The organism is Marinobacter sp. V032 (assembly GCF_052645435.1).
Map to the genome: position 1 here is coordinate 2,046,245 of NZ_JBQXYE010000001.1, position 25,714 is coordinate 2,071,958.

At 55.3% G+C, this 25,714-nt stretch carries 23 protein-coding genes; 17 read left to right on the forward strand and 6 right to left on the reverse strand.

The genetic code is table 11. The annotated features are described in order from the left end of the window. Positions 1-43: 43 nt before the first annotated feature. The 5 genes from ACUN9X_RS09360 (at position 44) to ACUN9X_RS09380 (ending at position 4,765) form a co-directional block, all read left to right on the forward strand. Complete coding sequence (locus ACUN9X_RS09360; protein ID WP_445472894.1) at positions 44-1,276, forward strand: tRNA-queuosine alpha-mannosyltransferase domain-containing protein; 1,233 nt, start codon at positions 44-46, stop codon at positions 1,274-1,276. Positions 1,277-1,445: 169 nt separating this feature from the next. Next, positions 1,446-1,769 carry a hypothetical protein gene (locus ACUN9X_RS09365; RefSeq protein WP_260035084.1) on the forward strand — a complete coding sequence of 108 codons (324 nt, stop codon included), beginning with the start codon at positions 1,446-1,448 and terminating at the stop codon, positions 1,767-1,769. A gap of 235 nt (positions 1,770-2,004) precedes the next feature. Further along, positions 2,005-2,886, forward strand: coding sequence for a TonB family protein (locus tag ACUN9X_RS09370; RefSeq protein WP_445472895.1), 882 nt, complete (start codon positions 2,005-2,007; stop codon positions 2,884-2,886). Positions 2,887-3,095: 209 nt separating this feature from the next. Next, the gene (locus tag ACUN9X_RS09375; RefSeq protein WP_445472896.1) at positions 3,096-4,121 is read left to right on the forward strand and encodes a methyltransferase; all 1,026 of its coding nucleotides are present in this window, start codon (positions 3,096-3,098) and stop codon (positions 4,119-4,121) included. Positions 4,122-4,150: 29 nt separating this feature from the next. After that, on the forward strand, positions 4,151-4,765 hold the full coding sequence (locus ACUN9X_RS09380) for a flavin reductase family protein (protein WP_445472897.1): 615 nt from the start codon (positions 4,151-4,153) through the stop codon (positions 4,763-4,765). A 91-nt stretch (positions 4,766-4,856) separates the two neighbouring features. Here ACUN9X_RS09380 and ACUN9X_RS09385 read toward each other — a convergent pair whose 3' ends face one another. Then, positions 4,857-5,123, reverse strand: a complete 267-nt coding sequence (locus tag ACUN9X_RS09385; protein WP_260035090.1) for an acetyltransferase — start codon at positions 5,121-5,123, stop codon at positions 4,857-4,859. A 277-nt stretch (positions 5,124-5,400) separates the two neighbouring features. On the opposite strand from ACUN9X_RS09385, the gene ACUN9X_RS09390 reads away from it, so the two are divergent. Then, positions 5,401-6,255 (forward strand): UDP-2,3-diacylglucosamine diphosphatase, encoded by an 855-nt coding sequence (locus tag ACUN9X_RS09390; protein WP_260035092.1) that lies wholly within the window; start codon positions 5,401-5,403, stop codon positions 6,253-6,255. A gap of 14 nt (positions 6,256-6,269) precedes the next feature. Here ACUN9X_RS09390 and ACUN9X_RS09395 read toward each other — a convergent pair whose 3' ends face one another. After that, a complete protein-coding gene (locus tag ACUN9X_RS09395) occupies positions 6,270-6,773 on the reverse strand; it encodes an acyl-CoA thioesterase (protein ID WP_260035093.1) in 504 nt (167 codons plus the stop codon). A 219-nt stretch (positions 6,774-6,992) separates the two neighbouring features. Further along, positions 6,993-7,427 carry a hypothetical protein gene (locus tag ACUN9X_RS09400; RefSeq protein ID WP_260035095.1) on the reverse strand — a complete coding sequence of 145 codons (435 nt, stop codon included), beginning with the start codon at positions 7,425-7,427 and terminating at the stop codon, positions 6,993-6,995. 243 nt (positions 7,428-7,670) lie between these two features. On the opposite strand from ACUN9X_RS09400, the gene ACUN9X_RS09405 reads away from it, so the two are divergent. Then, entirely contained in the window at positions 7,671-8,852 is a 1,182-nt protein-coding gene (locus ACUN9X_RS09405; RefSeq protein WP_260035097.1) for a class I SAM-dependent methyltransferase, read from the forward strand. Between the two features lie 17 nt (positions 8,853-8,869). On the opposite strand, the gene ACUN9X_RS09410 is transcribed toward ACUN9X_RS09405, so the two are convergent. Further along, positions 8,870-9,487: a riboflavin synthase subunit alpha gene (locus tag ACUN9X_RS09410; RefSeq protein ID WP_260035098.1), complete on the reverse strand. Its 618-nt coding sequence runs from the start codon at positions 9,485-9,487 to the stop codon at positions 8,870-8,872. Positions 9,488-9,665: 178 nt separating this feature from the next. Here ACUN9X_RS09410 and ACUN9X_RS09415 point away from each other — a divergent pair, with 178 nt between their 5' ends. The 6 genes from ACUN9X_RS09415 to ACUN9X_RS09440 all read left to right on the forward strand — a co-directional run bounded on the left by ACUN9X_RS09415 (position 9,666) and on the right by ACUN9X_RS09440 (position 15,937). Next, a complete protein-coding gene (locus ACUN9X_RS09415) occupies positions 9,666-10,592 on the forward strand; it encodes a hypothetical protein (RefSeq protein WP_445472898.1) in 927 nt (308 codons plus the stop codon). 335 nt (positions 10,593-10,927) lie between these two features. Beyond that, complete coding sequence (locus ACUN9X_RS09420) at positions 10,928-12,133, forward strand: ammonium transporter (RefSeq protein ID WP_445473205.1); 1,206 nt, start codon at positions 10,928-10,930, stop codon at positions 12,131-12,133. Between the two features lie 236 nt (positions 12,134-12,369). Next, positions 12,370-13,029, forward strand: coding sequence for a TetR/AcrR family transcriptional regulator (locus ACUN9X_RS09425; protein ID WP_260035101.1), 660 nt, complete (start codon positions 12,370-12,372; stop codon positions 13,027-13,029). 183 nt (positions 13,030-13,212) lie between these two features. Then, positions 13,213-13,701 (forward strand): L,D-transpeptidase family protein, encoded by a 489-nt coding sequence (locus ACUN9X_RS09430; RefSeq protein ID WP_445472899.1) that lies wholly within the window; start codon positions 13,213-13,215, stop codon positions 13,699-13,701. 122 nt (positions 13,702-13,823) lie between these two features. Continuing rightward, a complete protein-coding gene (locus tag ACUN9X_RS09435) occupies positions 13,824-15,164 on the forward strand; it encodes a mechanosensitive ion channel family protein (RefSeq protein WP_445472900.1) in 1,341 nt (446 codons plus the stop codon). After that, positions 15,164-15,937 carry an S-methyl-5'-thioinosine phosphorylase gene (locus tag ACUN9X_RS09440; RefSeq protein WP_445472901.1) on the forward strand — a complete coding sequence of 258 codons (774 nt, stop codon included), beginning with the start codon at positions 15,164-15,166 and terminating at the stop codon, positions 15,935-15,937. Before ACUN9X_RS09435 ends, ACUN9X_RS09440 begins: the two co-directional genes overlap by 1 nt. A gap of 30 nt (positions 15,938-15,967) precedes the next feature. Here the strand turns inward: ACUN9X_RS09440 and ACUN9X_RS09445 are convergent, their stop codons facing one another. Then, positions 15,968-16,699: a CsiV family protein gene (locus tag ACUN9X_RS09445; RefSeq protein ID WP_445472902.1), complete on the reverse strand. Its 732-nt coding sequence runs from the start codon at positions 16,697-16,699 to the stop codon at positions 15,968-15,970. A 61-nt stretch (positions 16,700-16,760) separates the two neighbouring features. Next, entirely contained in the window at positions 16,761-20,273 is a 3,513-nt protein-coding gene (gene mfd, locus ACUN9X_RS09450; protein ID WP_445472903.1) for a transcription-repair coupling factor, read from the reverse strand. Positions 20,274-20,543: 270 nt separating this feature from the next. Between mfd and ACUN9X_RS09455 the strand changes: the two genes are divergently transcribed. The 4 genes from ACUN9X_RS09455 to ACUN9X_RS09470 all read left to right on the forward strand — a co-directional run bounded on the left by ACUN9X_RS09455 (position 20,544) and on the right by ACUN9X_RS09470 (position 25,714). Further along, positions 20,544-22,001, forward strand: coding sequence for a glyceraldehyde-3-phosphate dehydrogenase (locus ACUN9X_RS09455; protein WP_260035745.1), 1,458 nt, complete (start codon positions 20,544-20,546; stop codon positions 21,999-22,001). A 357-nt stretch (positions 22,002-22,358) separates the two neighbouring features. Next, positions 22,359-23,708: a Na(+)-translocating NADH-quinone reductase subunit A gene (locus ACUN9X_RS09460; protein WP_445472904.1), complete on the forward strand. Its 1,350-nt coding sequence runs from the start codon at positions 22,359-22,361 to the stop codon at positions 23,706-23,708. A gap of 4 nt (positions 23,709-23,712) precedes the next feature. Beyond that, positions 23,713-24,918, forward strand: coding sequence for an NADH:ubiquinone reductase (Na(+)-transporting) subunit B (locus ACUN9X_RS09465; RefSeq protein ID WP_445472905.1), 1,206 nt, complete (start codon positions 23,713-23,715; stop codon positions 24,916-24,918). Continuing rightward, complete coding sequence (locus ACUN9X_RS09470; protein ID WP_445472906.1) at positions 24,911-25,714, forward strand: Na(+)-translocating NADH-quinone reductase subunit C; 804 nt, start codon at positions 24,911-24,913, stop codon at positions 25,712-25,714. Before ACUN9X_RS09465 ends, ACUN9X_RS09470 begins: the two co-directional genes overlap by 8 nt.

Sequence of the window (25,714 nt, forward strand, 5' to 3'; positions counted from 1 at the left end):
CTCATGGTGAAGGACGCCTGCGGGTGAAGACAAGTTTTTCAAAATGACCTTCGTACCGATGCAGAACCCGGGCACCTGGCACTGGCTCTTTACAACAGCCCAAGCGTTCCGCACGAGCATTCGGTACACTCTGCCAATGCCTGAGCCTCACCCACCTTCGTCTGAGCAAACGCCTGCAGCTGCGTCTACGCAAGCGCGTCCCCGTATCTTGTTGTTGTCCGGTTACGACGCCGGTAGCCATCGGCGCTGGCGAGAACAGTTGGTTGCCACGCAGCCGGCGTTTGACTGGACAGCGCTGACTTTGCCGCCGCGCTATTTTCGCTGGCGTATTCGCGGAAACGCTTTGAGCTGGCTTGATGAACCCGCAATGCAGGAGCGGTGGGATCTCGTGGTGGCAACGTCGATGGTAGACGTTGCGGGCATTCGCGCGTTGCATCCCGCACTGCGTGACGTGCCGGTTCTTCTTTACATGCACGAAAACCAGTTTGCCTACCCGGATTCGGGGGATCAGCACAGTAGTGTGGATCCTCTTATGGTCAATCTATACAGCGCCTTGTCAGCCGAGCGTGTGGCGTTTAACAGTGACTGGAATCGACGCAGTTTTCTGGACGGTATCAATCGTTTGCTCGGCAAACTGCCGGATGCCGTTCCACACGGTGTGGCTGACCGCATTGATGCGAAATCCACTGTGCTGCCGGTGCCGATTGATGACGCGCTGTTTGGTGCGCCAAGGCGGATCAATTCGGCGTGTCCACATCTGTTGTGGAATCACCGTCGGGAATACGACAAAGGACCTGACCGGCTGCTGGCTCTGTTGGCAGAATTGGAGGCAATGGGGCAGCCGTTCACACTAAGCGTGGTGGGCGAACAATTCCGTCGCGAGCCCGCTGAATTTAATGACATCCAGCAGCGCTTTGCGGAACGGATTACACACTGGGGATTTTTGCCAGACCGGGCGAGTTATGATCGGTTGTTGACGACCGCAGATATCGTTATATCGACCGCAACACACGATTTTCAGGGGCTATCGATGCTTGAGGCGATGGCAGCGGGCTGCCTTCCGCTGGCCCCTGACCGGCTTTCTTATCCTGAATACATTCCCGACGCCTGTCGCTATCCGGCGATTTCAACAGATCCCTTGGCAGAAGGGCAGGGGGCTGCACGCCATCTTGTCGCTTTGCTGAAAAACTTGCCTGACCAGCGTAGCCCTGAGGAGTGGCGACTTTCCCGCCTTCAACCTGCCTATTACGCGCTGATTGCGGGTTTGATGGTGTGATAACCGGGGAGTGGTTGGTGCGTCCGGTTCAGGCTGTGGATTTTACAATTGGCCGCCGGGATCCGTGGCTTTTATTCCGAATGCCAATAATAAATAAATTAAATCAGTATCTTACCTTAAGTGTAACTTGATGTTACCTATTGCATTGAATTGCAAAGTGTAAAATCGCGTGAAACAGTTCACTAAAAAGTCCCGCTCAAGTAGGGATAATGATGTGGCAACGGGTTACATGAGCATCGTCGCCATCGGATGCAGTCACCGCCCTATTGGTTGGTTGATGGCGCAAGAGGTCAGTGCAATGAAAGAAAAACTACAGCAAGTAATGAGCAAGCTGAAAGAGAGAAAGTCTGCACAGTCAACATCTCGCCCAATGGCGCCTGGAGCCGTAACACCAAAATCGGCGGTGGCTGCCAACAATGAAACGCTTCCAGATGACTGGGATATGTCACCACAGGATGCGCTGCAGGTCGGGATAGTCGCGCGCTACAAATAGCAGTCGCCAGTGGCGGCTGATTTCCCAACTCCGTTTCTTTTTGTTGTTCCCGGTTTATCCTTCGCTGGAATTCTGTATTTCGGCTTTCTATAACGCCTGACCTTACATCTCCGGCGCTGCCTCAGTAGCGTGGAAAGATGCTGTGCAGTATGAAAAGATGATGTCTTGTTTGGCAGGATACCGGGCGTCTGAAAATCATTAGGCGGCCCGTTCGACTTATCTTTTCAGCGTTTTGATGATGACGGTACCGCCTCTGCTTGCTTCAAGCGATGATCCCCGCCCGAAAAAACGAGCGCCCTTTGGCTATATTCTCGCACTAAGCGTTGTGGTTCATATTGCGCTGTTTTTAGTGTTTCAGGATCGCCTCTGGGAGCCTTCGTCTGAAGCTGAATCGATGCATCATACTGTCGCGGTCCAGTTGATTCAGCCGCCACCGCCCGAGCCTCCAGCGCCAAAGCAGCCCAAGCCCAGTCAGAAACCCAAACCAAAGCCGGAAACGCAGCAGGCTCACTTGCCGAGGGACAATGCCGACAAGAACGATCTCCAGGGCACCGATTTCAAGGCGCCGGTGCAGAAGGAGCCTGTGAAGGGCAAACAGGACAAGCCTGCGCCAAAGCTGGCCGAAAAGGAATCTGACCCGACCCGGTTTGCAGAGGGCAAACCCGACAGAAAATCAGCCCAGGCGCCACCGGTGACGTCGACTAAAGAGGGTTCCCGGCCCAAGCCCGCTGATACCGAATCCGAAACACCCAAGGGGATGGATCAACTCTCGGATGAGAAGCTGGCGGGAATTAACGCGGGTTCGCCGGAAAGCGATGTTGAGAGTCGAAGGATCGAAATGAAAAACCGTTTCCTTCGGCGCATGCTGGCCCAGGTGAATCAGCGCTTCAGAAGGCCGTTGGGTGCCCAAAGCTATCAGGAGGGCATCATTGTCTTTACGATAGATCTTGAAGGCTACCTGTTGTCGGCCAAAATCCAGCGCTCCAGCGGCAATGTATTGCTCGATGCCAGTGCTCTGCAGGCGATCAGGTCGGTGCCGCGGTTTGACGTGCCGGATTCACCGATGATCGTCGCCCGCTATTACCGGAATTTGACGTTCCAGTACAACGGCGAGTAGAGGTGCGGTGCACCACGAGCGTAATCTTGCGCGGCCTGGGCTCGGTGAACCCTGTCGGAGAATCAGGTTGCCCGGTCGCAAAATCGGTGTTGCAGAATGTCGTCGCGACGTTTTTGCAACACCCTCTGAAGTACCGCACAATACAGCTCCGGCGCGCCTGCGTCAGAACCTCTGCTCATCTTTCACCACTTAAAAGAGTTACCAATTTCATGCTGAACACCCATGAGGCTTTGCTCCGCAACCGTGATTCTCTGTCCGGTCAGGTGGCGTTGCTTGGTTTGTCCGATGCGGCGGTACTGGCAAGCCTGCCGTGTGATGGTGGTCTGGTGCAGACTGATCACTTTGGCATCTATGGCGGCTGGAGCGCGCTGAGCCGCTGGCAGCCGGTGTTTGGTTCCAGCAGCGAAGCGTTGGCGGAAAGCGCATTTGATTGCGTGGTGGTGTTCATGCCGAAGTCACGCCCGGAGCTGGAAATGCGGCTTGCACTTGCACAGCATCTTGCGAAAGCCGGTGGCACGCTGATGTTGATTGGTGAGAAAAAGGAAGGAATCAGTGGCGGCGCCAAGATTTTCAAGACCGCCTTGCCACAGGCTTTCAAAACGGACAGTGCCCGGCATTGTCAGGTTTGGGAAGGCGCCGCACCCGAAGGGGCACAGGCTTTCCGGCTTGATGACTGGCAGCAGTGGCACACCATTGAAGCCAGTGGTACGTCTGTGGATGTGGCCGGGCTGCCGGGTATCTTCAGTGACGGCCGGCTGGATGATGGCACGGCGCTGCTACTATCCACCTTTGACAAGTTACCCGTGGGCCCGGTTCTCGATTTTGCCTGCGGCGCTGGCGTTATCGGCGCCTGGCTGGCCAGCCAGGTGCCCAATTTAAGAGTGGATGCGGTGGATGTGCAAAGCCAGGCCGTCGCCTGTGCCGAAGCCACCTTCGCGCGTCTGGACGACGGTGTTGAAGCGCGGGCATGGGCTTCTGACGGATTGAGCGACGTTGAGGGCCGGTATCAGCTGCTGGTGAGTAATCCGCCATTCCATGCTGGCATCAGAACAGATACAACCATGACCGAATCCTTTATCCGCTCTGCTGCTCAACACTTGGAAAAAGGGGGCGAGCTGAGGCTGGTAGCCAACCGGTTCCTGCCTTATCTTGACTGGATCCGGCGTTACGTCGGGCCTTGTGAGATACTGGCCGAAGATCGTCGCTTTAACGTATATCGAGCATACCGCCGCTAATTGCGGTCTGATGACGGAAGGAATGCCGGATGATTATTGATTTTGAAAACTTGTCCGCCGACAGCGCATATCACTGCATGACGCAGTCTTTGATTCCGCGCCCGGTGGCGTGGGTGCTGTCCGAAAATCCCGATGGTGATTACAACCTCGCGCCCTTTTCGTTTTTCACGGCGATCACTGCGGATCCCCCGATTATCATGCTGTCGGTAGGGCGTAAGCCTGATGGTGATTTCAAGGATACCCGGGTCAATATCGAAGAGCGCAAGAAATTCGTGGTTCATATCGCCCACGAGGATATGGCCAAAGCCATGACCGAGACGTCCCGCACCTCGCCTTTCGGGGTGTCTGAGGTGTCGGAAAACCGCTTGGCAACCGTACCGTTTGATGGTTTTGAGCTTCCGCGTCTGGCGGACTGCCGTATTGCGCTGGCCTGTGAGCTATATCAACTTCAGGAGATGGGGAATAAGCGGCAATCCGTCATCTTTGCGCAAGTCAGCAAGCTGTATGTTGATGATGCGGTTGGTAAACAGGATGAGAAAGGCCGGTTCCGTATTGATGCCAAGGGCGCTGATCCGATCGGGCGTCTCGGTGGGGGGGAGTACGTGACCTTCGGTGAGGTGCTGACTATTCCGCGACCGGTTTGATGTCGCCGGCGCTGGCTCAGAGCCAGCGCCCTGAATCCGATGTTAGCCAGGACTCCGGCACTTCAATCGTCCTGTTGAAAAAAACGTATTGTCAGGCGCCGTAGTATCCTGGCGTGCGCTCTGTCGCTGTTGGCCGGTGCAGAATGCGGGCTTCCTCCTGATAGTGTGCGTCCCACCAGCAGTGCGGCAGCTGTTCTCCAGAGGGAAAGCTGAGTGACTGCTTGTTGAATTTCTCTGGTTCCTGAATTTCCTCGCCCCATAAAAACTGCCCGGTGACGTCCTGTGTAAATGGATTGGTCAGGGCTGTCAGATCGTCCACTTCTACAAGATGGTGGGTGCTTATATGCTTCAGTAGCATGGAACCTCCGTCTGCGCGGATACGCTAGGTCGTGTCGTCAGATGAATGGCCTTCAGAAGTATCTTTTCGCTTCTCCATACAGCATAGGCCTGTGGAGCTCAGGCGTCACCCGGAGGCGCGGCTGCGTGAGTGACGGTCATGTAATTGTCTGCGAAATGTCATTTCCCTGTCACCGGATCACGCGACGCTAAACCTGTCGTGTTGATCAGGGTTTTACGCAAGGCCTGTGCGGGGCATGCCTCCGCCGGTCAGGGCATCTGAGACGGGGAAAGGGCCGATGCACCAGTACCGCAGCGTTTTTATTTCGGATGTACACCTGGGATCACCCGATTGTCAGGCGGAATACCTGCTGGACTTTCTGGATAACGTACAGTGTGAAACGCTTTACCTGGTCGGCGATATCATCGATCTGATCGCTATGCAGAAGCGGGTCCATTTTCCCAGATCACACCAAGCTGTGATTCGATGTCTTGTCAGGCTTGCGGCAGAAGGTACGCGGGTCATTTATGTGCCGGGAAATCACGATGAGTTCCTGCGTAATTTTTGCGGGCAGACACTGGCCGGTATTTCATTACAGCAAAAAGCGGTACACACCACAGCGGATGGTCGGCGATTTGTGGTGTGTCACGGTGATCAGTTCGATCAGGTTATGCGCTGCAGTCCGTTAATGCTACTGGTAGGGGACCGGGCCCACGGTCTTTTGCTCAGGCTCAATCGCTGGTTCAACGTTTGGCGGCGGATGCGAAACAAACCCTACTGGTCTCTCGCTGCCTGGATGAAGTCACGGATAGGTAAAGCCAAGGACTTTATCCAGCGATTCGAGACGGCGGCGCTCATGGCAGCAGAGCGCGGTCAGTACGATGGTTTCATTTGTGGTCACATCCATTCGGCGGGCTTCAGGCAGGGTAGTAGCGGACTTTACTGCAACGACGGCGACTGGGTTGAGCATTGCACCGCGCTGACCGAGAGCTTTGATGGTAGCCTGGAGATTCTGCACTGGTCGGAGCGGCCACATGTGGTCGAGTGCGAACCGGCACGAACGCCTGACAGGCAGCCCACGCAAGCGTCAGGTGGCATCGCTTCGCTGGCCGGCACGAACCGCTCATCCAGCCAACCCGCAAGCCGCGTATAGATTTGGAAGTCAGATTAACGTTGCTGGTCCCGAGAGCGCTTCAGCTGTTTGCGCATCTCCAAGCGGCCGGTGCGGCGCATGTCGGCTTCCGAGAACCGGCGTTTCTGGGCCTCGGTTTCGGGCAGCACCTCGGGCACCTCAATCGTTTTGCCGTCTTCATCGAGTGCAACAAATGTGGAGTAGGCGGAGACAATATGCCGTTCCTCCCCGGTGTAGCTGTTCTCGGCAATCACCCGCACCCCTATCTCCATCGATGAGTGCCAGCTGCGGTTGACTGACGCCTTGAAAAGCAGCGTGTCATTGCCTTTTGCCGGCGCTCTGAATTGCAGCGAATCGACAGCCGCCGTTACGCAGACTCTTCCGGAATGCCGCTCCGCAACCACCAGTGAAAGCCGGTCACAGTGCGCCATAATCATACCGCCGAAAGCCGTCTGGTGGGCGTTTAGATCGTTAGGGAAAACCTTGTACACATAGCCGTCGATTGCTGAAGCGGAAACGGTTTTCGGGTGTTGGGTCATCGAGGTGCCTTTTGCGGAAGTTGGCGTGACTAAAGCCCACGCTTAACGTTGGGTATGCGTGAGTACCAGTTTCTCAGAGTTAAGCTGCAAGGTCATCTGTGGCGCAGATCGGAGGCTTTTCATAAAGATAAAAAAAAGCCCCTGGGGTGGAGGGGCGAAGAGGTCTGCTTCCGATATGTCAGGAGCGCAACCTGTAATCATCATGGCTTTCGTTGCGCCTCAGTCGGATTGACTGTCCGCAGGTTTGGCTGCTGGACGGAAGTCCCGGATCTGGTCGATCAGTGATTTGGCGCGGGATTCAGCGGTGGAGCGATAGTGTGAGAACTTTGGTTTGAGCTCCAGCTCATAGGTGCGCTCGGCATGATCCATGATGTAGGCGGACATCATGTTGGCGTTCCACCACAGTTTTTTGCGGAGATCGTATGTTGCCAGGTCCAATCTCAGCGACAGTTTGCGTAAAGAGGGATTGTGACCGCGAATCTGGCTGACGATGTCTCTCAGTGACTGGGGTTCGCTGGATTCAACGCCCAGTTCTCGCAGCACTTTTTTGAGCTCAATGCTGGCGCTATCAAGCTGCGGACGCAACGTGTTGGTCACCTTGTCGCGTGCGGCATTGAAGCTCTCGAGCCCTGATTTAAATGAATCCTGCAACATGATCGTCTTGCCTCTGCGTTTCGGATCAGTGGGCGGTTTTGTGGCCTGCACTGATGGGGATCTGCCAGTCTCTGTTTGCTTTGATCCAGGCGTTGATTGGTTGTCGATCGTGACTTTGATAATCAACTGGATCGCGGCACAGACTGAATTTAAAGGTAAGATAGCGATCATTTTTAGAATATTCAGCCTAGTGCGACATCGAGCGGTGTCTCTCGGGCGATGGCGTGAAGTCCTGGGGAGGGTATGTTGGCGTCTGACAACCGGTTTGAATGTGGCGAACACCTGCTTGAGCTCGAGCGCCCGGGGCGCGGGGGCCGGGATTTGCGGGCGTGGGATGCTGCCGATGAGTTGTTGCTTGAATATACTGACGCTCATATTACGACCCATCACATCGCTCCGGGCGCGCTTGCGATTATCGACGATGCTTTTGGTGCCCTGACGCTGGCATTGAACGACATGGCACCTGCAAGTATTGCAGACAGTGCGCTTTTACCTCAGGCATTGCGTAAAAATGCCGGCCCTAATCAATTGCCGGTACCCGCCGCCCTGAATTGGCAGGCGCCACCGGAAGGGCCATTTGACCTGATCTTGCTGAAAATTCCGCGCCAGCTGGATTATCTGGAATATCTCCTGCGATGGAGTAATACGATATTGAGCCCGCAGGGCCGTGTGGTGGCGGGCGGCATGATCAAACATTTGCCGGATCGCTGTGCTGATCTGTTTGCGAAGCTGATGGGGTCAAACGAGCCTCAGCGGGCCAAACGTAAGGCGAGAGTGATTGTCGCTGCTCGCGGTGAAGCGGGCCTGGAAGGTTGGGCGAACTTGAACAAAGGCTATGTGCTGCCGTCATTTACAGGGAATGCCGCGGCATCAGAAGAGGCTTCTTTGCTGGGCATGCCGGCGGTGTTTGCGCGCGAGCGGTTGGATATTGGCACACGGGTGTTTCTGCCTCAGGTAGCCGGAGCGGTTGCGCGGCTTACGCCAGGCGCCCGTATTCTGGATCTCGGGTGCGGAAATGGCGTTTTGGGCCTGTCTGCGTTGATTCAGCGGCCAGATCTCGCTGTGGATTTTGCGGATGTATCGAGTCAGGCCATTGCCAGTGCCCGAGGAAACTTGGAACGGCTCGCTGTTGAAGCGTGTGCCAGATTTTATCATACCGATGGCGTGCCGCAGGGTGAGCATTACGACCTGATTCTGTGCAATCCGCCTTTTCACGAAGGCGGAACAGTCGGAGATCATATCGCGCTGAGAATGTTCAGGCAGGCATCAAAGGCGTTGAATTCGGGCGGGGCGTTGCTGGTTGTCGGTAATCGCCATCTTGGCTATCACGCCAAGCTGAAGAAGGACTTTGTCCGGGTTGAACAGCGCGCCTCCGATCCTAAATTTGTGGTGTTGGAGGCGCGAAAGCTAGTCGCTCGCCAATAGACGCTACCAGCGGTTTCCTAAACCGCAGCCGGGCCGGTGTAACCCATGCGGGCTAGCGTATCCACGATAGTTTGGGTCTGACTATCGATCTCGAGATTGACCTGATCCCCCTCTTTGAACTCTCCGAAGGTGGTCATCCGCAATGTTTCTGGAATCAGGTGTACGTTAAAGGTGTCCTCCGTTACCGCGCCGATGGTGAGGCTGGCGCCATTCACTGCTATATAACCTTTTGCAAACACATACTTCATCCACGCCTGCGGCACCTTGAAATACAGCGTGCAATTATTCTCCGGACGCTCGATTTTCACCACCTCGGCGGTGGTGTGAATATGGCCGGACAGGAGGTGCCCGCCGATTTCGTCGCCAATGCGCGCGGCCCGCTCAAAATTAACGGTGGCGTTGTCCGCAAGATCGCCCAGCGTAGTGAGTTGAAGGGTTTCCTGCATGGCGTCAAACCAGAGCCGGTTGCCTTCCTGGCGGGTGACCGTGAGGCAGGTGCCGTTGATTGCCACGGACGCGCCAATAGCCACGTGGTCGGTGTAGGCTGCCGGCAGTTCGATCACCAAAGTGTTCAGTCCTGGACGGCTGATAATCGAGTCAACGCGGGCTTTGCCCTGAACAATACCGGTAAACATGACGGCTCCAGCGGGTAAATTTAAAGGCTGTAGAATAGCGGTGTGGCTCAGTGCTGCCAAGCGACCTACGCATAACCGTCGTGCTTTTACTCAAGAAATCCCGGCCTTTACCGATAACCTGTTTAGTAATTCCCGAAATGGGTATTGTTGACTGACGCGAAGTAATTCAAGGTAAAAAATGGCATTCAAAATGGCTGAAGCACTGGAGGCTGATATGGCAGGCACGGGTACGCAGGCAAAGCGCTCGCCGGTATTGCAGCCTGGGCGCCCGGCTGATCCAGTGCCACCGGCCCCTCCCGTGGCGGATGCCAACAACAATGCGGCTGCCAAGGTCCCAGTTGAATCATCAACTGACCCGCTTCAGATAGATGACCAGTCTGCTGTCACTGCGGATGGCGGTACCGACCACGAAGTGGACGAAAAAACCACGGTAATGTCTCGCCAGCACAACAATCGTCGGCTCATTCGCCAATGTGAGCGAGTGCTGCTGCTTGAATTCAATACTTTGGCGATGCCTGATTGGCCCGATGACTTCGCGATGGCTGCAGCCCGGCGCCGTCGGGATCTGTGGCTATTCTCGGCGACGCTTACTGCGATTGTGTTTCTGGCGGGAGTGCCGGGCCTGGTGCCTGCGTGGATAGCGGGTACGGGCTTCGGTGCTCTGGTGCTGGTGTTGCTTGCAGGGATACCCGCCGTGCGCCGGCTATTCAGTGACAAACCGAGTCATTTGGACCTGGTTATCCAGCGCCAACGCAGGCTAAAAGAAGCGCGCAGCCATATTCAGCATCTCGAGGGCAACGAAGGACTGGCCTGGCAGTGCGCCATGATGAGTGAGCAAAACCCGGCTCTGAAATCCCAGCGCTTCAACACGCTGATACGTCTCTCGGAGCAACGTGTGCTGGCTCGCCAGTTACGTCACCGCAAACACATCCGGTTGTATCTGATTTACATGCTTGAGGCCGAGAAGGCCTATGAGCGTCTTCAGAATGCCTATTTCCAGGGCCACCAGCTGTCTGTCGACAAAGGCTGGATAGAGCCTGAGCTAAAGGATGATACAGCTGATGTTGCGTCGATGACCGTGCCTGAACCGAAACCTGACGCCTGAAACCTCGTTTGTTTTAAACCGCTGCTTTACCTTTCGAGCCTGTTCCATAATTGTGCGTCAGACCATTATTCCTGCGATAACGCACTAAGTTAGTGCCTTTTGATGCCCCGTAATACCTATCTGCTATTCAAGCTTCCTGCTTATAACTCATAACTGACTGAGCGAACTAAAAGTGTTCCAGCATGGAACATTTTTTGTATATATGTGCATTGTTGATGCATGGAGCGTCCCGTTGAATGCACATAAACGATGCCGACCTGAGTCGGTTTTCGGGCGGGGCGCTTCTAATGAATAAAACAGACGGGAGCCTGATAACCGTGGAAGATGCAGTAGCAATGACCAGTGCAGTTGAGACGCTGTTGAGCAGCACGAATACCTTTTTCCTGTTGCTGGGCGCGATCATGGTGCTGGCGATGCACGCCGGCTTTGCGTTCCTGGAGGTGGGAACTGTTCGTCATAAAAACCAGGTGAATGCGCTGGTGAAAATCATGACGGACTTTGGCGTATCAACGCTGGCGTATTTCTTTGTTGGTTACACAGTGGCGTACCAATCCAATTTCTTTGCCAGCGCAACGGTGCTCACAGAGACAAACGGCTACGAACTGGTCAAGTTTTTCTTTTTGCTCACGTTTGCTGCAGCCATTCCCGCGATAGTGTCGGGCGGTATCGCCGAACGTGCGCGGTTTTACCCCATGCTGGCGGCCTCTTCGCTGATCGTCGCGTTTGTGTATCCGTTTTTCGAGGGCATTGTGTGGAACGGCAACTACGGCTTTCAGTCGTGGCTTGAAGCTGTATTCGGTTTCGGTTTTCATGATTTTGCGGGCTCCGTTGTGGTTCATGCGGTCGGCGGCTGGATTGCGCTGGCGGCAGTACTGGTGCTGGGTGCGCGTCGCGGCCGTTACCGCAACGGGCGAGTGGTCGCGTTTGCGCCTTCCAATATTCCGTTTCTGGCGCTGGGTGCCTGGATTCTCACGGTTGGCTGGTTTGGTTTTAACGTGATGTCAGCACAAACGCTCGACGGCATCAGTGGTCTGGTGGCGGTCAACAGCCTCATGGCGATGGTGGGCGGTATTGTGGTCTCTATGCTGGTGGGCAGAAAGGATCCCGGGTTTATTCACAACGGTCCGCTTGCCGGTCTTGTCGCGGTGTGCGCAGGATCAGATCTGATGCATCCAATTGGCGCTCTGGTGACCGGCGGTGTCGCGGGTGCTCTGTTCGTGTACCTGTTCGAATGGGCCCAGAATCGGGTTACCCGACTGGACGATGTTCTCGGTGTTTGGCCTTTGCACGGTATTTGCGGCGTCTGGGGTGGTATTGCGGCTGGTATTTTCGGTCAAAGCGCATTGGGCGGGCTCGGTGGTGTCAGTTTTGGTGCTCAGGTTGCGGGTTCGCTGGCGGGCGTGGTGATTGCGTTTGTGGGCGGTCTGATTGTTTACGGACTGGTCAATGTCATCAGCGCGATTCGAATGACTGAAGAAGATGAGTTTGAGGGTGCAGACCTCAGCATCCATCGCATCGCGTCAACATCTATGGATAAGTAGTTCGTGTTTCGGTACTGAAAGATAAGGCTGCGTTGGAAAAGCGCCCGGGGATACCTCGGGCGCTTTTTTTATGGAATATTGAACATGATTTTGATGCGGGCGCGCAGAAAATGTGCAGATGTCGCGCCTGTTGAAATATCGGATTAAACAGGTAGGGGAGCGGATTTCTTGACAAGCCTGATAGTCAAACGTATGTTTTAAACAAATGTTTGCTCAATTGTCACTGGCGTACTGTTATGGCCCAATCCGATACCGTAGATCGCATTCTTGATGCGGCTGAAGAGCTTTTCGCAGAGCGGGGCTTTTCCGAGACGTCACTGCGCATGATCACAAGCAAGGCTAACGTGAATCTCGCGGCAGTCAATTACCATTTTGGCTCAAAGAACGCGTTGATTCACGCAGTGTTTGCTCGCTTCCTGACGCCTTTTTCAGCAACGCTCGAGAAAGCCTTTGATGAACTTGAGCTCAAGTGTGCCGGTAAACCTGCGACACTGGATCAGACGTTGTGGGCGCTGACCGAGAGCGCGGTGCGTATGCCGCATCGTAATGAAAAGGGCATTTCCATTTTCATGCGTCTGCTTGGCCTTGCCTATACCCAGTCACAAGGGCATTTGCGCAAGTTTCTGGAGCAGGAGTACAGCGAGCCATTTGGCCGTTTTATGCGCTTGCTGAAAGATGCCTCACCCCACATGACGGCAGTGGATCGATACTGGCGCATTCAGTTCATGCTGGGAGCGACCGCGTTTACGATGTCCAGTAGTGACGCCCTGAGAGAAATACTCGAAAACAAGTTGGGTGTGGATACCACTGTTCAGGAAATTGCGGCACGTCTGGTACCGTTCCTGGCAGCGGGGCTTCAGGCACCTGATCCTGTCGCCATGTCCCGGACGGCCTGAGCTGTCCAGGGCTTGTCCTCGCCGTGGTTAACGGCCGGCCACCGATAACCCTTATGTAACCCCGGGATTTTCCCCGGGACGACCCCTGCTTCTGTGTTTGCCTGCCTGTTGTTGACTCGGGTAATCTGTGCCCCGCTAACGTATGATTGGCGGTCTTTGCAGATACCGCCCGGGGTTTCCCAAGTGCTACCAACGGAACATATAGACATCAGTCTCGATCGCCAGCAGTTGATTGCTTATGCTGCTGACGGTTCGGAAACGACGTTTGCCATATCAACAGCGCTTAATGGCGCGGGCGAACAAAACGGGTCGGGCTGCACGCCACTGGGGCGCCATTACATCCGCGCCAGAATTGGCGAAGGTGAGATGCCCGGGGCGGTCTTTATCGGCCGTCGTCCAACGGGCGAGATCTACACTCCGGAACTGGGTAAGTCCTCCCCGAACAGGGACTGGATTCTGTCTCGCATTCTCTGGCTCTGTGGTTTGGAGCCGGGTGTAAACCGCGGCGGGGATGTGGATTCAATGCGACGTTATATCTACATTCACGGGACGCCGGATTCGGAGCCAATGGGTGTGCCGCTGTCCCACGGATGCATCCGGATGCGCATGGATGAGGTGATTGTTCTCTTTGATAGTGTGGGAGCGGGCGTCTCCGTAGACATCAATCGATAGAAATACCCCCGGTTAGCAGAGGATTCAATTCGGCGAGATGCCGATTTGCAGGTCCAATTCTTTAGATGCCATGTGCCATCGCTTGTGGCGAGTTAAACAGTCGTTGTTTCAGGAGAAATGGTTTGGAGCAAACACCAGATAAGATCGATAGCTGGATCCAGAATTTCAATCTCTTGTCTCTGGAATGGAGAGTGGCGCTTGCGATCTTTGCGATGGTCCTGCTCACCGCACTGGTGGCCTTCATCGTCAGTCGGATCGTTTACGCGCTGGAACGCAAGTTTAATCGCACTAACAACCTCTGGGATGACGCCTTCCTGCACGCACTTCGCAAACCCGCAGTCGGATTTGTCTGGTTGCAGGGCGTCTACTGGGCTGCCGAAATTGCTTACAAATATTCTGAAGCCGAGGTGTTCAAGGCGAACGATACCATCCTGAAACTCGGGCTAATCTGGATTCTGGTCTGGGTGCTCCTGCGCTTTGTGAAGCAGGCTGAAGGCATACTGGCATCGCCTGCCAAAATGAAGCAGCCGATGGATTACACAACGGTGCTGGCAGTGAGCAAGCTGGCACGGTCGGCTGTGGTCATTACCGCTGCGCTCATCGTCATGCAGACGCTTGGCTACAGTATTTCCGGCGTTCTGGCTTTTGGTGGTATCGGTGGTATTGCCATCGGTTTTGCTGCCAAGGACTTGCTGGCCAACTTCTTTGGCGGCTTGATGGTCTATCTGGACCGGCCGTTCAAAGTGGGTGATTGGGTGCGCTCGCCTGATCAGGAAATTGAAGGCACGGTTGAGCATATTGGCTGGCGTCTGACTACCATTCGAACGTTCGACAAACGCCCGTTATATGTCCCGAATGCGGTGTTTACCAGTATCTCTGTTGAAAACCCCTCACGCATGACCAATCGCCGAATCAGCGAAACCATCGGGATCCGTTACGTGGATGTCGGCGACATGGGGTCGATTGTTCATGACATTCGGGAAATGCTGGAAAATCATGAGGAAATTGATGCCCAGCAAACGCTTATCGTCAATTTCCTGGGGTTTCATGAGTCGTCCCTGGAGATCATGATTTACTCATTCACCAAGACTGTCGAGTGGGTGAAATACCATGCGATAAAGCAGGACGTGCTGCTGCAGATCAGTGAAATTATCGCGAGTTACGGTGCTGAGATCGCCTTCCCGACCCGCACTCTGCATTTGGCGGATGCCGTTCGGCTGGAGAAGAATAGTGCCTCGAACGATGCCCAGGAGAGCGCTGAAAACGACAGTGGCGAAGACGATAGTCGCGACAGCGAAGATAACAACGAAAGGCAGCAGGAAGCCCGTACAGAAAAGGGCGGTGACGAGAGTGATAATCAGGATGGCGAAGAGCGCCCCAACTATCATGACGACGGCGACAAGCTTTCCGATTACAAGGCAAAAACCAAGGCAAATCGGACTACATACGGAGATGCCGACTGATGGCGCACGACACCCCGGTTAACACGACCCTGATTGGCATTATTGGTGGTACCGGCCTGACCGAACTCGAAGGGCTGGAAATTACGGGCGAGCAGGTTGTTGAAACGCCGTGGGGGATGCCGTCAGCCCCGTTGGTTAGCGGTAAGTTGGGCGGTGTACCTGTTGTGTTCCTTGCTCGCCATGGTAATCCCCACCGGTATCCGCCGCATCAGGTGAACTACCGCGCCAATATCTGGGCACTCAAGCACGCAGGTGCTACTGCCATTGTCGGGGTGAATGCTGTTGGGGGTATTCACGCAGCCATGGGGCCTGCCCAGATCGTAATACCGGATCAGCTAATCGATTACACCTGGGGCAGAGGGCATACGTTCTTCGAGTCCGTTGTGGATGCCGAACTGGAGCATGTTACCCATATTGATTTTACCCATCCCTATACCGAGACGCTTCGCAGCGCCCTGAAAGCGGCCGCTCAAGATGAAGGGGTGTCTTGCGTCGATTTTGGTGTGTACGCCGCGACGCAGGGGCCCCGACTCGAAACGGCGGCCGAGGTGGCACGCATGGAGCGCGACGGCTGCCATCTGATCGGCATGACCGGTATGCCGGAGGCCGCACTGGCGGCGGAACTTGACATTGATTATGCCTGTCTGGCACTGGTGGTGAACTGGGCGGCAGGTAAGTCGGATCACATCATTACGATGGATGAAATTCAGGCGGCAATTGACGAAGGGATGTCGGGTGTCCGGGCCATGCTGGCCCGGTTCATTGCATCGTAAAGGCCTGCACTTGCGATGCCGGCGCAGGAATCAGTTGCTTTTGAGTGGCTGAAAGTAAACCAGCAAACCGATTGTCGGGGAGTCCAGATAATGGATCTCGCCGCTGCGCATGCGACGGGTTTCGTGTAACCAGGTCAGCAGCTGGGCCTTGTCGCTCGCCGTTGCCGTTGTTAGCGGAGCATCTGCAGCGCCAGTCTGGGCGGCCGTGTACGGGCTGTTGCTCGCGTCGCTGCCTGTTTGGTTGGTATCTGCAGGCGGCTTGGACGCGGTGGCCGCTTGCCAGTTGTTCAGGTGTGCGGTGACGTGCAGGTAGCGCAACCGGTCGACATTGATATACCCCTCTATCTGGCGCTTGTCGCTGCCCGGTATCAGATCGCCTACCGAAACGCGTAAAGGCTGGCCCTTGTAGTTGGGGGGGAATGACTGAACCCAGCCCTTCGCCATCAATACCTTGAAGCGACCGCTATTTTCCAGTCGAGCAGCCGAGCTCCGCAGGTACAGACCGCTACGGGGGACCAGTTGCATGCTGGTATTGGCTTGGCCGTTACCGTCCACAACCCACAGCATCTTGTCTGCATTTACCGGAGATTCGGGTTGGCGGGTTTCCATTTGCTCATCAATGCCCGAATCCGCAGCGAGACGCTCGAACAATACAAACTCGGCACGGTATAAGTCGGCTGCCCAGGCCTGAGGGGCGGCGGCGCTGAATGAAATGCCCAGAACAGCCAGGGCCAACCATCGATTCCACACTTTATTTAACACTTTGTACTCCCGTTTGTAGGCCTGCGTAGCGGGCCAAAGGCGGCATTCAGATGGCCTTCACTCAAGCGGACTTTTTCTGCTCCAGTTCGCTCAGCATGTCGGCAACGCCGGCCAGTTTACCATCGGTCGTGGTGTCCTTCAGCTTGAAGCGGAAGGTATTTGCACCCTCGAGTTTATAGGATTGGGGCGCTTGCTGAACTTTCTGGACAAGAATTAACGGGTCAACGGATGTGGTATTGCCGAATTCCAGTCGGCCCCATTCATTGCCGGCATCGATTTTCTGGATACCCAACAGATCAGCGCGAATGCGTAACTGCGTTTGCCTGATGAGGTTTTTGGCCTGATCAGGCAGCAGACCGAAGCGGTCGATCATCTCGACCTGGAGTTCTTTCAGTTCATCCTGATTTTTGGCGCTGGCAATGCGCTTGTACAGCATCAGGCGATTGTGGACGTCCGGCAGATAATCGTCCGGAATCAGCGCGGGAATGCGCAGGTTGATCTCGGTGCCGTGACTCAACGGCAGTTCAGCGTTGGGTGTGCGGCCATCGCGGATGGCTTTGACCGCTTCGTCCAGTAGATCCATGTAGAGGGTAAAGCCGATACTCTCAATCTGGCCGCTTTGCTCTTCACCGAGCAATTCACCGGCGCCGCGAATTTCCATGTCCTGGGTGGCCAGCATAAAGCCTGCACCCAGATCCTGCGCGCCCGAAATGGCTTCCAGCCGCTTCTCGGCATCCTTGCTAATGCTTTTGGGTGGCGGGGTTAGCAGATAGGCATATGCCTGATGGTGAGAGCGGCCGACACGGCCTCGCAGCTGGTGTAGTTGGGCGAGGCCGAACTTGTCCGCCCGTTCGATAATAATGGTATTGGCGCTCGGGATGTCGATGCCGGTCTCGATGATGGTGGAGCATACCAATACATTGAAGCGTTTGTGGTAGAAGTCCGACATGATCTGTTCCAGCTCACGTTCGCGCATTTGACCGTGCGCTACACCTACCCGTGCTTCCGGGATGAGCTCCCGCAGATCTGCCGCAGCTTTTTCAATAGAACTGACCTCATTGTGCAGAAAGTACACCTGACCGCCCCGCAGAATCTCACGCAGGACCGCTTCCTTCACCATCGCGTCCTCTCGCTGACGGACAAATGTCTTGACCGAGAGCCGGCGAGCCGGCGGGGTGGCGATAATCGACAGGTCACGCAGATGCCCCATTGCCATGTTGAGTGTTCGGGGGATGGGGGTGGCCGTCAGCGTCAGCATATCGACCTCGGCCCGCAAGGCCTTTAGCTTTTCCTTTTGCTGGACGCCAAACCGGTGTTCCTCATCAATGATGACCAGCCCCAGGTTTTTGAACCGGACATCGCTCTGAATCAGTTTGTGAGTGCCAATCACGATATCGGCTTTTCCGGCGTTCGCGTTTTCGAGTGTTTGGCTGGTTTGCTTGCTGCTTCTGAAGCGGCTCAGCAACTCGACGTTAACGGCGGTATCAGCAAAGCGGTCCCGGAAGGATTCATAATGTTGCTGGGCTAGCAGGGTTGTAGGGACCAATACGGCAACCTGCTTGCCGGAAAAAGTCGCGATAAACGCAGCCCGCATGGCGACTTCGGTTTTGCCAAAGCCAACGTCGCCACACACCAGTCGGTCCATCGGTTGTTCGCTGGTCATGTCCTCGAGGACCGCTTCAATGGCGACCTGTTGATCCGGTGTTTCCTCGAAAGGGAAACCAGCGGAGAATGCACGGTAGGCCTCGCCGGGATGTTCAAACACAAACCCTTTGCGGGCTTCCCTGCGTGCGTATACGTCGAGCAGTTCTGCTGCGGTGTCGCGGATTTTCTCTAGCGCTTTCTGCTTCGCCTGGCTCCAACGATCGGTGCCCAGCTTGTGCAGCGGCGCCAGCTCATTGTCGGTACCTGCATAACGTGAGATCAGGTGGAGGCTGGCAACCGGGACGTATAGCTTTGCATTGTTGGCGTATTCGAGAGTCAGAAACTCCTCGGCATTGTCGTTATCAACGGCAATGGTCTGGAGGCCCTGATAGCGCCCGACACCGTGATCGATGTGAACCACTGGCGAGCCAATACGCAGTTCGGAAAGATCACGGTAGCCCGCGTCATTGAGTTCGGTAGGCTTCTCCCTTCGACGCTGCTGCAGCACCCGCTCGCCGTAGAGCTCCGTTTCGGTGATCAGCGCGATCCTGTGCGCGTTCATTTGAAGCCCGGCTTCCAGCGGTGCCACAGTAATCGCCAGAGGGGTGTCGCTCGCCACAAACGCTTCCCAGCTTTCCGTTGGCGTCGGCCGGACACCGAACTCGGTCAGATTATCAATCAGCGCCTCGCGCCGGCCTGCGGACTCGACGCACAGCAATATCCGGCCGCCGAAGTCCGAGACAAACGCTTTCAGGCTTCTTGCCGGATCGCTGGCTTTACCGTCAATCGCAATTGCGGGCAGTGGCTGGGTATCGCACGTTGTTTCTCGCGCTCCGGCGCCGACCGGATCGGCGTGAACGGTTACCCGCGGAAACTGCTTGATCTGGCCGAAGCACTCTTCCTTCGCCATAAACAACAGGCGCGGCTCCAGGATGGGGCGCATCAGGTCGTGGCGTCGATCCTCGTAACGCAGCTCGGCTTCCTCGCGAGCATGATCAATGGCATCTTCCAGGCCCGCGGAAGTGAAGACGCGGGTTTGTGCAGGGAGGTAGTCAAACAGGGTCGCTGTATCGTCGAAAAACAGCGGCAGGTAATACTCAATGCCCGGCGGTGTTATTCCCTGGCTGACATCGCTGTAGATAGGGGCATCCTTGTCGGCCCGAGGGAAGTGCTCGAACCAGTGGTTACGAAAGGCTGAACGCGCTTCTTTATGCCAGGGGAATTCGTTGGCAGGCAGGAGTTCGATCCGCTCAATACGATCAATCGAGCGCTGGGATTCGGGATCGAAAGTTCTCAGTGTCTCGATTTCATTGTCAAACAGGTCGATGCGATAAGGCAGAGTGGCGCCCATCGGGAAGATATCGAGAATCGCCCCGCGAACGGCGTACTCGCCATGCTCATAGACGTTCTCGGCATGGCGATAACCGGCGGATTCCAGCTGGTGGCGCCAGGTTGCAATGTCCAGGGTTTGACCGATTTCCAGTAGCAGCGTATTGCCTTGCAGGAACGATGGTGGTGCCAGGCGGTGCAATAGAGTTCTGGCGGGCACGACGAGCAGGCCGCGTTGCGTGCGTGGTAGCCGATGAAGTGTCCTGATGCGTCGGGAAATAATGTCCTGGTGGGGCGAGAACATATCGTACGGCAGGGTTTCCCAGTCCGGCAGCGATAGCAGTTCCAGCCCCTGCGAAGCGGTCGCTGCCAGATCGTCGTCCGGTGGCAGGCCGAGAAAGAAGCGCAGCGCCTGTTCCAGGCGGATCGCTTCATCCGTGGAGGTGGTGATAATCAGGGTCAGGCCGGCGTGTGTCTGCGCGGCTTCACAGATCGCCAACGCCTGGCTGCTGCCATGCAGGCCACTCCAGATGTTGTGGTCTGAAGGGCGTTCGGGCATTGCCGGAGCGATAAGAAAGCGGTCTGCAGCGGCCTGGGTCATGACGTATACGCAATCCTGAGTCGATTAAGTGTGCCGGCTTTCACGTCCCGCGGGGCGGTGTGCCGACTGGCTTCGTTAAGCTAAATGGTCGGTCATTCTAACGGTCGTGTTATGCGCTGTCATGACGCGTTCACGTTAAGTCCACGCAATGGGCTTGTTCCGGCGTTTTTTAAATTGGATAATAAGCGCCCATTTTATCGGGGCGGCCGAGTATCTGGCGTCCGCCAATCCAGAGCTAACTTTAGAGGTTTACGCGTGAGTCACGAACAGATGAACGAGCACCTGTCCGACTGGACCAAGCGAGAATCAATTGCCGAGGCAATGATTCCCCTGATCGGCCGCCTGTACCGGAAGAACAACGTGGTTACTTCAGTGTACGGCCGGGCGATCATTAACCAGTCTGTGATCGGTATCCTCCGCGCTCACCGGTTTGTGCGCCAGGTCGAGAACAGTGAATTGTCAGTGTGCGATACATTGCCGCTGCTGGAGGCGTTGGACCGGTTGGATCTGGGGCGCGCTCATATCGACATCGGCAAGCTGACCGTCCGTTTCATGGAGCAGGGTGGCGACCGCACTGTCGAGCAATTCCTGCGTGATGAAATCCCTGATGTGATTGGCAAGCATTCTGAAGAATCTCAGGAAGACGCAGAAAACGGCACCAAGGATATCGTGCTTTACGGTTTTGGTCGTATCGGCCGCTTGCTGGCGCGTATCCTGGTTGAGAAAGCCGGCGGCGGAAACAACCTGCGCCTGCGTGCCATCGTTGTGCGCCAGGGTGGCGCAGACAATGATCTGGAAAAGCGTGCCAGTTTGCTGCGTCGCGATTCCGTTCATGGTCCTTTCAATGGTTCCATCACGGTTGACGAGGAAAACTGCGCTCTGATTGCCAATGGTAACTTTATCAAGGTGATCTACTCCGATGGGCCGGACAAGGTTAACTACAACGATTACGGTATCAACAATGCGATCGTGATCGACAACACCGGTAAGTGGCGTGACGAAGAGGGTCTTGGCCTTCATCTGAAGTCCAAAGGTGTGTCACGGGTTCTGTTGACGGCGCCGGGCAAGGGCAATATCAAGAACATCGTTTACGGGATCAACAACGGTGAAATCACCAATGACGACCGTATCCTGTCAGCGGCCTCTTGTACGACTAATGCTATCACCCCAGTGTTGAAAGCTATCCATGATGAATTCAGCATTATCGACGGTCACGTAGAAACGGTTCACTCCTACACCAATGACCAGAACCTGATCGACAACTACCACAAGGGGCAGCGTCGCGGACGCAGTGCGCCACTGAACATGGTAATTACCGAGACAGGTGCTGCGAAAGCCGTCGCCAAAGCGCTGCCTGAACTGAAGGGTAAGTTGAGCGGTAACGCGATTCGGGTTCCGACCCCGAACGTCTCCATGGCAATCCTGAACCTGAACCTGGAAAAGGATGTCAATGTCGAGGCTGTTAACGATTACCTGCGCGAGATGGCGCTGCACTCCGAGTTGCAGAAGCAGATCGATTTCGTGAACTCACCGGAGGTGGTGTCTACCGACTTCGTGGGCTCCCGACATGCTGGCATCGTTGATGCGCAGGCGACGATCGCAAACGGCAAGCGCCTGATCCTCTATGTTTGGTACGACAACGAAGCAGGATACAGCGCCCAGGTTATTCGCGTGGTCAACCAGATGGCTGGCGTGAACTACCCGATCTATCCGGCACGAGTTCGCTAAAATACCGACCTGGGCCATGTTCCGGTCTGGTCGATTCAAAAAACGCCCCGCTGGCCTGAGTGCTTGCGGGGCGTTTTTTTTGGTGTTTTCGAAGGATAGCCGCTATCGTCATCCTCAGGCGTCTACGCATAAAGTATCCGTTGTGCTGGTGGAAATAAAACGCCTGACTCTCTATAATTGGCGCGATTTTAGGTGCGTCTGATTGCCAATATTTTAACTTGCCATTACGTCCGGATTTCCATCAGTTGCCTGATAACGCCGGTCTTGAGGTTATTTTCTTTTGATTTCGGTAATGGTTGAAGTAATACGTCAGACGTAAAAAACCGACTGAAAGTTTCTGATGATTGGATGAGGCTAATGATCAAGATCAAAAAAGGCCTGGATCTTCCCATCAGCGGCGCTCCTGAGCAAAAGATTACCGAAGCCAACCCTGTGCGCAAAGTAGCGCTCATCGGATTTGACTATAACGGTATGAAGCCGACCATGGCGGTTCAGGAAGGAGAGCGCGTCAAGCGCGGCTCGCTGCTGTTTACGGATAAGAAGACCGAGGGTGTACGCTATACCTCACCGGCCGCCGGTGTTGTTAAAGTCATTAACCGCGGTGAGCGCCGTGTGTTTCAGTCTGTCGTGATCGAGATGGACGATCAGGATGACGCCGAAACTTTCGCCCGCTACGAGGCCTCACAGCTTGCGTCGCTGGAACGCCAGCAGGTGGTGGATAACCTGGTCGAGTCTGGTCTGTGGACGCTGTTCAAAACGCGCCCTTACAGCAAAGTCCCTGCGATCGACACTGCGCCTCACTCAATATTTGTATCGGTTATGGATACAAACCCGCTGGCCGCTGATCCCACCGTTATCATCAAAGATGATCCTGCGTCGTTCGAGAACGGCCTCGCTGTTATCGCCAAATTGACCAATGGCAAGGTGTTTGTCTGCGGCAAGCCGGAGTCGGGCGTTTCAGTACCCAAGGTTGAACAGATCGAAGTGCAACAGTTCGATGGCGTTCATCCTGCCGGTAACACGGGCACTCATATCCACTACCTTGATCCGGTTGGAGGTGACAAGGTTGTCTGGTCTATTGGCTATCAGGATGTGATGGCAATTGGGCGCCTGTTTGTCACTGGTGAAGTGCCGGCTGAGCGCATTGTTGCCATTGCAGGCCCGAAAGCGACCAAGCCTCGCCTGGTCCGCACTCGTGTGGGTGCGAATCTGGACGAGCTGCTCAAAGGCGAGTTTGATTCTGCAACCGATGTCAGAGCGATTTCGGGCTCCGTCTTCGGTGGCCGGACTGGCCGCGGGCCGTGCGCGTATCTGGGGCGTTTTGCCAACCAGATCAGTCTGCTCGAAGAGGGTAATGAGCGCGAATTTATGGGTTGGCTGTCGCCGGGTACCCGCAAGTTCTCCAAGCTGAATATCTACCTGTCAAAGCTGGCTGCCGGTAAGTTGTTTGATTTCACAACAACCACCAACGGTAGTGAGCGGGCGATGGTGCCAGTAGGGTCCTATGAAGAAGTGATGCCGCTGGATATCCTGCCGACTCAATTGCTGCGTTCGCTGATCGTGGGCGATACCGAAATGGCGCAGAAGCTGGGTTGCATGGAGCTGGACGAAGAAGATCTGGCATTGTGCACCTTTGTTTGCCCTGGTAAGTACGAGTACGGCCCCATTCTCCGTCAGAACCTGACCCGCATTGAGATCGAGGGCTAATCGCATGGCATTGAAAGAGTTCCTCCATGGTATCGAGCACCACTTTGAAAAAGGTGGCAAGTACGAGCGCTGGTATGCGTTGTACGAAGCGGTCGATACAATTTTCTACACACCAGGCAAGGTAACGTCCACGACTGCTCATGTGCGCGATGGTGTAGACCTGAAGCGCATTATGATCACAGTCTGGCTTTGCGTTTGGCCGGCGATGTTCTTTGGTATGTGGAATATTGGCTATCAGGCCAATAACTTCCTGCTCAGCAATCCGGATGCCCTGATGGGCGACGGTGGTCTGCGCACTGCCTTTATTTCTGCACTGGCAGGTAATGATCCCGGTAGCATCTGGGACAATATGATTTACGGTGCAGCCTACTTCGTTCCGGTCTATGCGGTGACATTCATCGTGGGGGGCTTCTGGGAAGTCCTGTTTGCCACGGTGCGTCGTCATGAGGTTAACGAGGGTTTCTTCGTCACATCCATCCTGTTTGCTCTTATCTGCCCACCGACCATTCCACTGTGGCAGGTGGCTCTGGGTATTACCTTTGGTGTGGTGATTGGCAAGGAAGTATTCGGCGGTACTGGCAAGAACTTCCTGAACCCGGCACTGAGTGGTCGTGCGTTTCTTTATTTTGCTTATCCTGCGCAGATGTCAGGCGACACAGTCTGGACAGCTATCGATGGCTTCAGTGGAGCGACCCCTCTGGGTGAAGCGGCTGTTGCGGGTCTGGATGTTGTTCAGCAGTCAGTCAGCTGGACGTCGGCATTCCTGGGTACGATTCAGGGCTCTATTGGTGAAACCTCAACGCTGGCCATTCTGATCGGCGGGGGTGTGCTGCTGATGATGAAGATCGCCTCCTACCGAATCGTGGGTGGTGTGATGATTGGCATGATTGCGACATCGTTGCTGATGAACGCAATCGGCTCTGAGTCCAACCCCATGTTTGCTGTGCCTCCGCACTGGCATTTGGTTCTGGGTGGCTTCGCGTTCGGCATGATGTTCATGGCGACAGATCCCGTATCGTCGGCCATGACCAACACCGGCAAGTGGACGTTCGGTATCCTTGTTGGCCTTATGACGGTACTTATCCGTGTGGTTAACCCGGCCTTCCCGGAAGGGATCATGCTGGCGATTCTGTTCGGCAACCTGTTTGCGCCGCTGATGGATCATTTCGTCGTGCAGGCCAATATCAAACGGAGGCTCGCTCGTGGCTAAACGCAAAGAGACTGCTCTTAGAACACTTACTGTCGCGCTTGCATTGTGCATCGTCTGTTCAGTGGTGGTGTCTGCGGCCGCCGTTATTCTCAAGCCGGCCCAGGTCACGAACCGCAACCTGGACATGAAAACCAACATCCTTGCGGCAGCCGGAATGCTTGAGCCGGGTGCTACGGCAGATGATATTGAACATGAATTCCAGCGTTTTGAAGTAAAGCTGGTTGATCTGAAGACCGGCGAATATGTCGATCCTGCAAGCGTTCAGGCAAAGGACGCGATGAGCTACGATCAACGTCGTGCTGCTGCGGATCCGGCGCTATCGGAGAAATTGAACTCCTCGAATGATCCTGCGGGTATCAAGCGCCAGGCCGATGTGGCCAAGGTGTTCGTGCTGGAAAAGGACGGCGAGCTTCAGCGCGTTGTGCTACCGATCCACGGATATGGCCTCTGGTCCACGTTGTACGGGTTCGTTTCGCTTAAGGGAGATGCCAATACCATTGAAGGTCTGGGCTTTTACTCTCACGCCGAAACACCGGGGCTCGGTGGTGAAGTCGATAATCCAAAGTGGAAAAGCCAGTGGCCTGATAAAAAGGTCTATGGTGAAGACAAGAGCGAACCGATGATTCAGCTGGTCAAGGGTGGCGTAGATGCCAGCGCCCCCAACAGTGAGCACAAGGTTGATGCGCTTTCGGGCGCGACGCTGACCAGTCGCGGTGTACAGCATCTGGTTAACTTCTGGATGGGTGAGCGTGGCTTCGCACCGTACCTCAATAAACTTCGTGAAGGGGAGGTCTGA

Bases quoted from the DNA above. Each gene is read 5' to 3' on its own strand.
- ACUN9X_RS09440 (WP_445472901.1), top strand. From the start codon at position 15,164: ATGGCGCACGACACCCCGGTTAACACGACCCTGATTGGCATTATTGGT.
- ACUN9X_RS09400 (WP_260035095.1), bottom strand. From the start codon at position 7,427: ATGTTGCAGGATTCATTTAAATCAGGGCTCGAGAGCTTCAATGCCGCA.
- mfd (WP_445472903.1), bottom strand. From the start codon at position 20,273: ATGACCCAGGCCGCTGCAGACCGCTTTCTTATCGCTCCGGCAATGCCC.
- ACUN9X_RS09385 (WP_260035090.1), bottom strand. From the start codon at position 5,123: ATGCTACTGAAGCATATAAGCACCCACCATCTTGTAGAAGTGGACGAT.
- ACUN9X_RS09375 (WP_445472896.1), top strand. From the start codon at position 3,096: ATGCTGAACACCCATGAGGCTTTGCTCCGCAACCGTGATTCTCTGTCC.
- ACUN9X_RS09390 (WP_260035092.1), top strand. From the start codon at position 5,401: ATGCACCAGTACCGCAGCGTTTTTATTTCGGATGTACACCTGGGATCA.
- ACUN9X_RS09460 (WP_445472904.1), top strand. From the start codon at position 22,359: ATGATCAAGATCAAAAAAGGCCTGGATCTTCCCATCAGCGGCGCTCCT.
- ACUN9X_RS09395 (WP_260035093.1), bottom strand. From the start codon at position 6,773: ATGACCCAACACCCGAAAACCGTTTCCGCTTCAGCAATCGACGGCTAT.
- ACUN9X_RS09370 (WP_445472895.1), top strand. From the start codon at position 2,005: ATGATGACGGTACCGCCTCTGCTTGCTTCAAGCGATGATCCCCGCCCG.
- ACUN9X_RS09465 (WP_445472905.1), top strand. From the start codon at position 23,713: ATGGCATTGAAAGAGTTCCTCCATGGTATCGAGCACCACTTTGAAAAA.
- ACUN9X_RS09405 (WP_260035097.1), top strand. From the start codon at position 7,671: ATGTTGGCGTCTGACAACCGGTTTGAATGTGGCGAACACCTGCTTGAG.
- ACUN9X_RS09380 (WP_445472897.1), top strand. From the start codon at position 4,151: ATGATTATTGATTTTGAAAACTTGTCCGCCGACAGCGCATATCACTGC.
- ACUN9X_RS09410 (WP_260035098.1), bottom strand. From the start codon at position 9,487: ATGTTTACCGGTATTGTTCAGGGCAAAGCCCGCGTTGACTCGATTATC.
- ACUN9X_RS09360 (WP_445472894.1), top strand. From the start codon at position 44: ATGACCTTCGTACCGATGCAGAACCCGGGCACCTGGCACTGGCTCTTT.
- ACUN9X_RS09455 (WP_260035745.1), top strand. From the start codon at position 20,544: ATGAACGAGCACCTGTCCGACTGGACCAAGCGAGAATCAATTGCCGAG.
- ACUN9X_RS09425 (WP_260035101.1), top strand. From the start codon at position 12,370: ATGGCCCAATCCGATACCGTAGATCGCATTCTTGATGCGGCTGAAGAG.
- ACUN9X_RS09420 (WP_445473205.1), top strand. From the start codon at position 10,928: ATGACCAGTGCAGTTGAGACGCTGTTGAGCAGCACGAATACCTTTTTC.
- ACUN9X_RS09415 (WP_445472898.1), top strand. From the start codon at position 9,666: ATGGCATTCAAAATGGCTGAAGCACTGGAGGCTGATATGGCAGGCACG.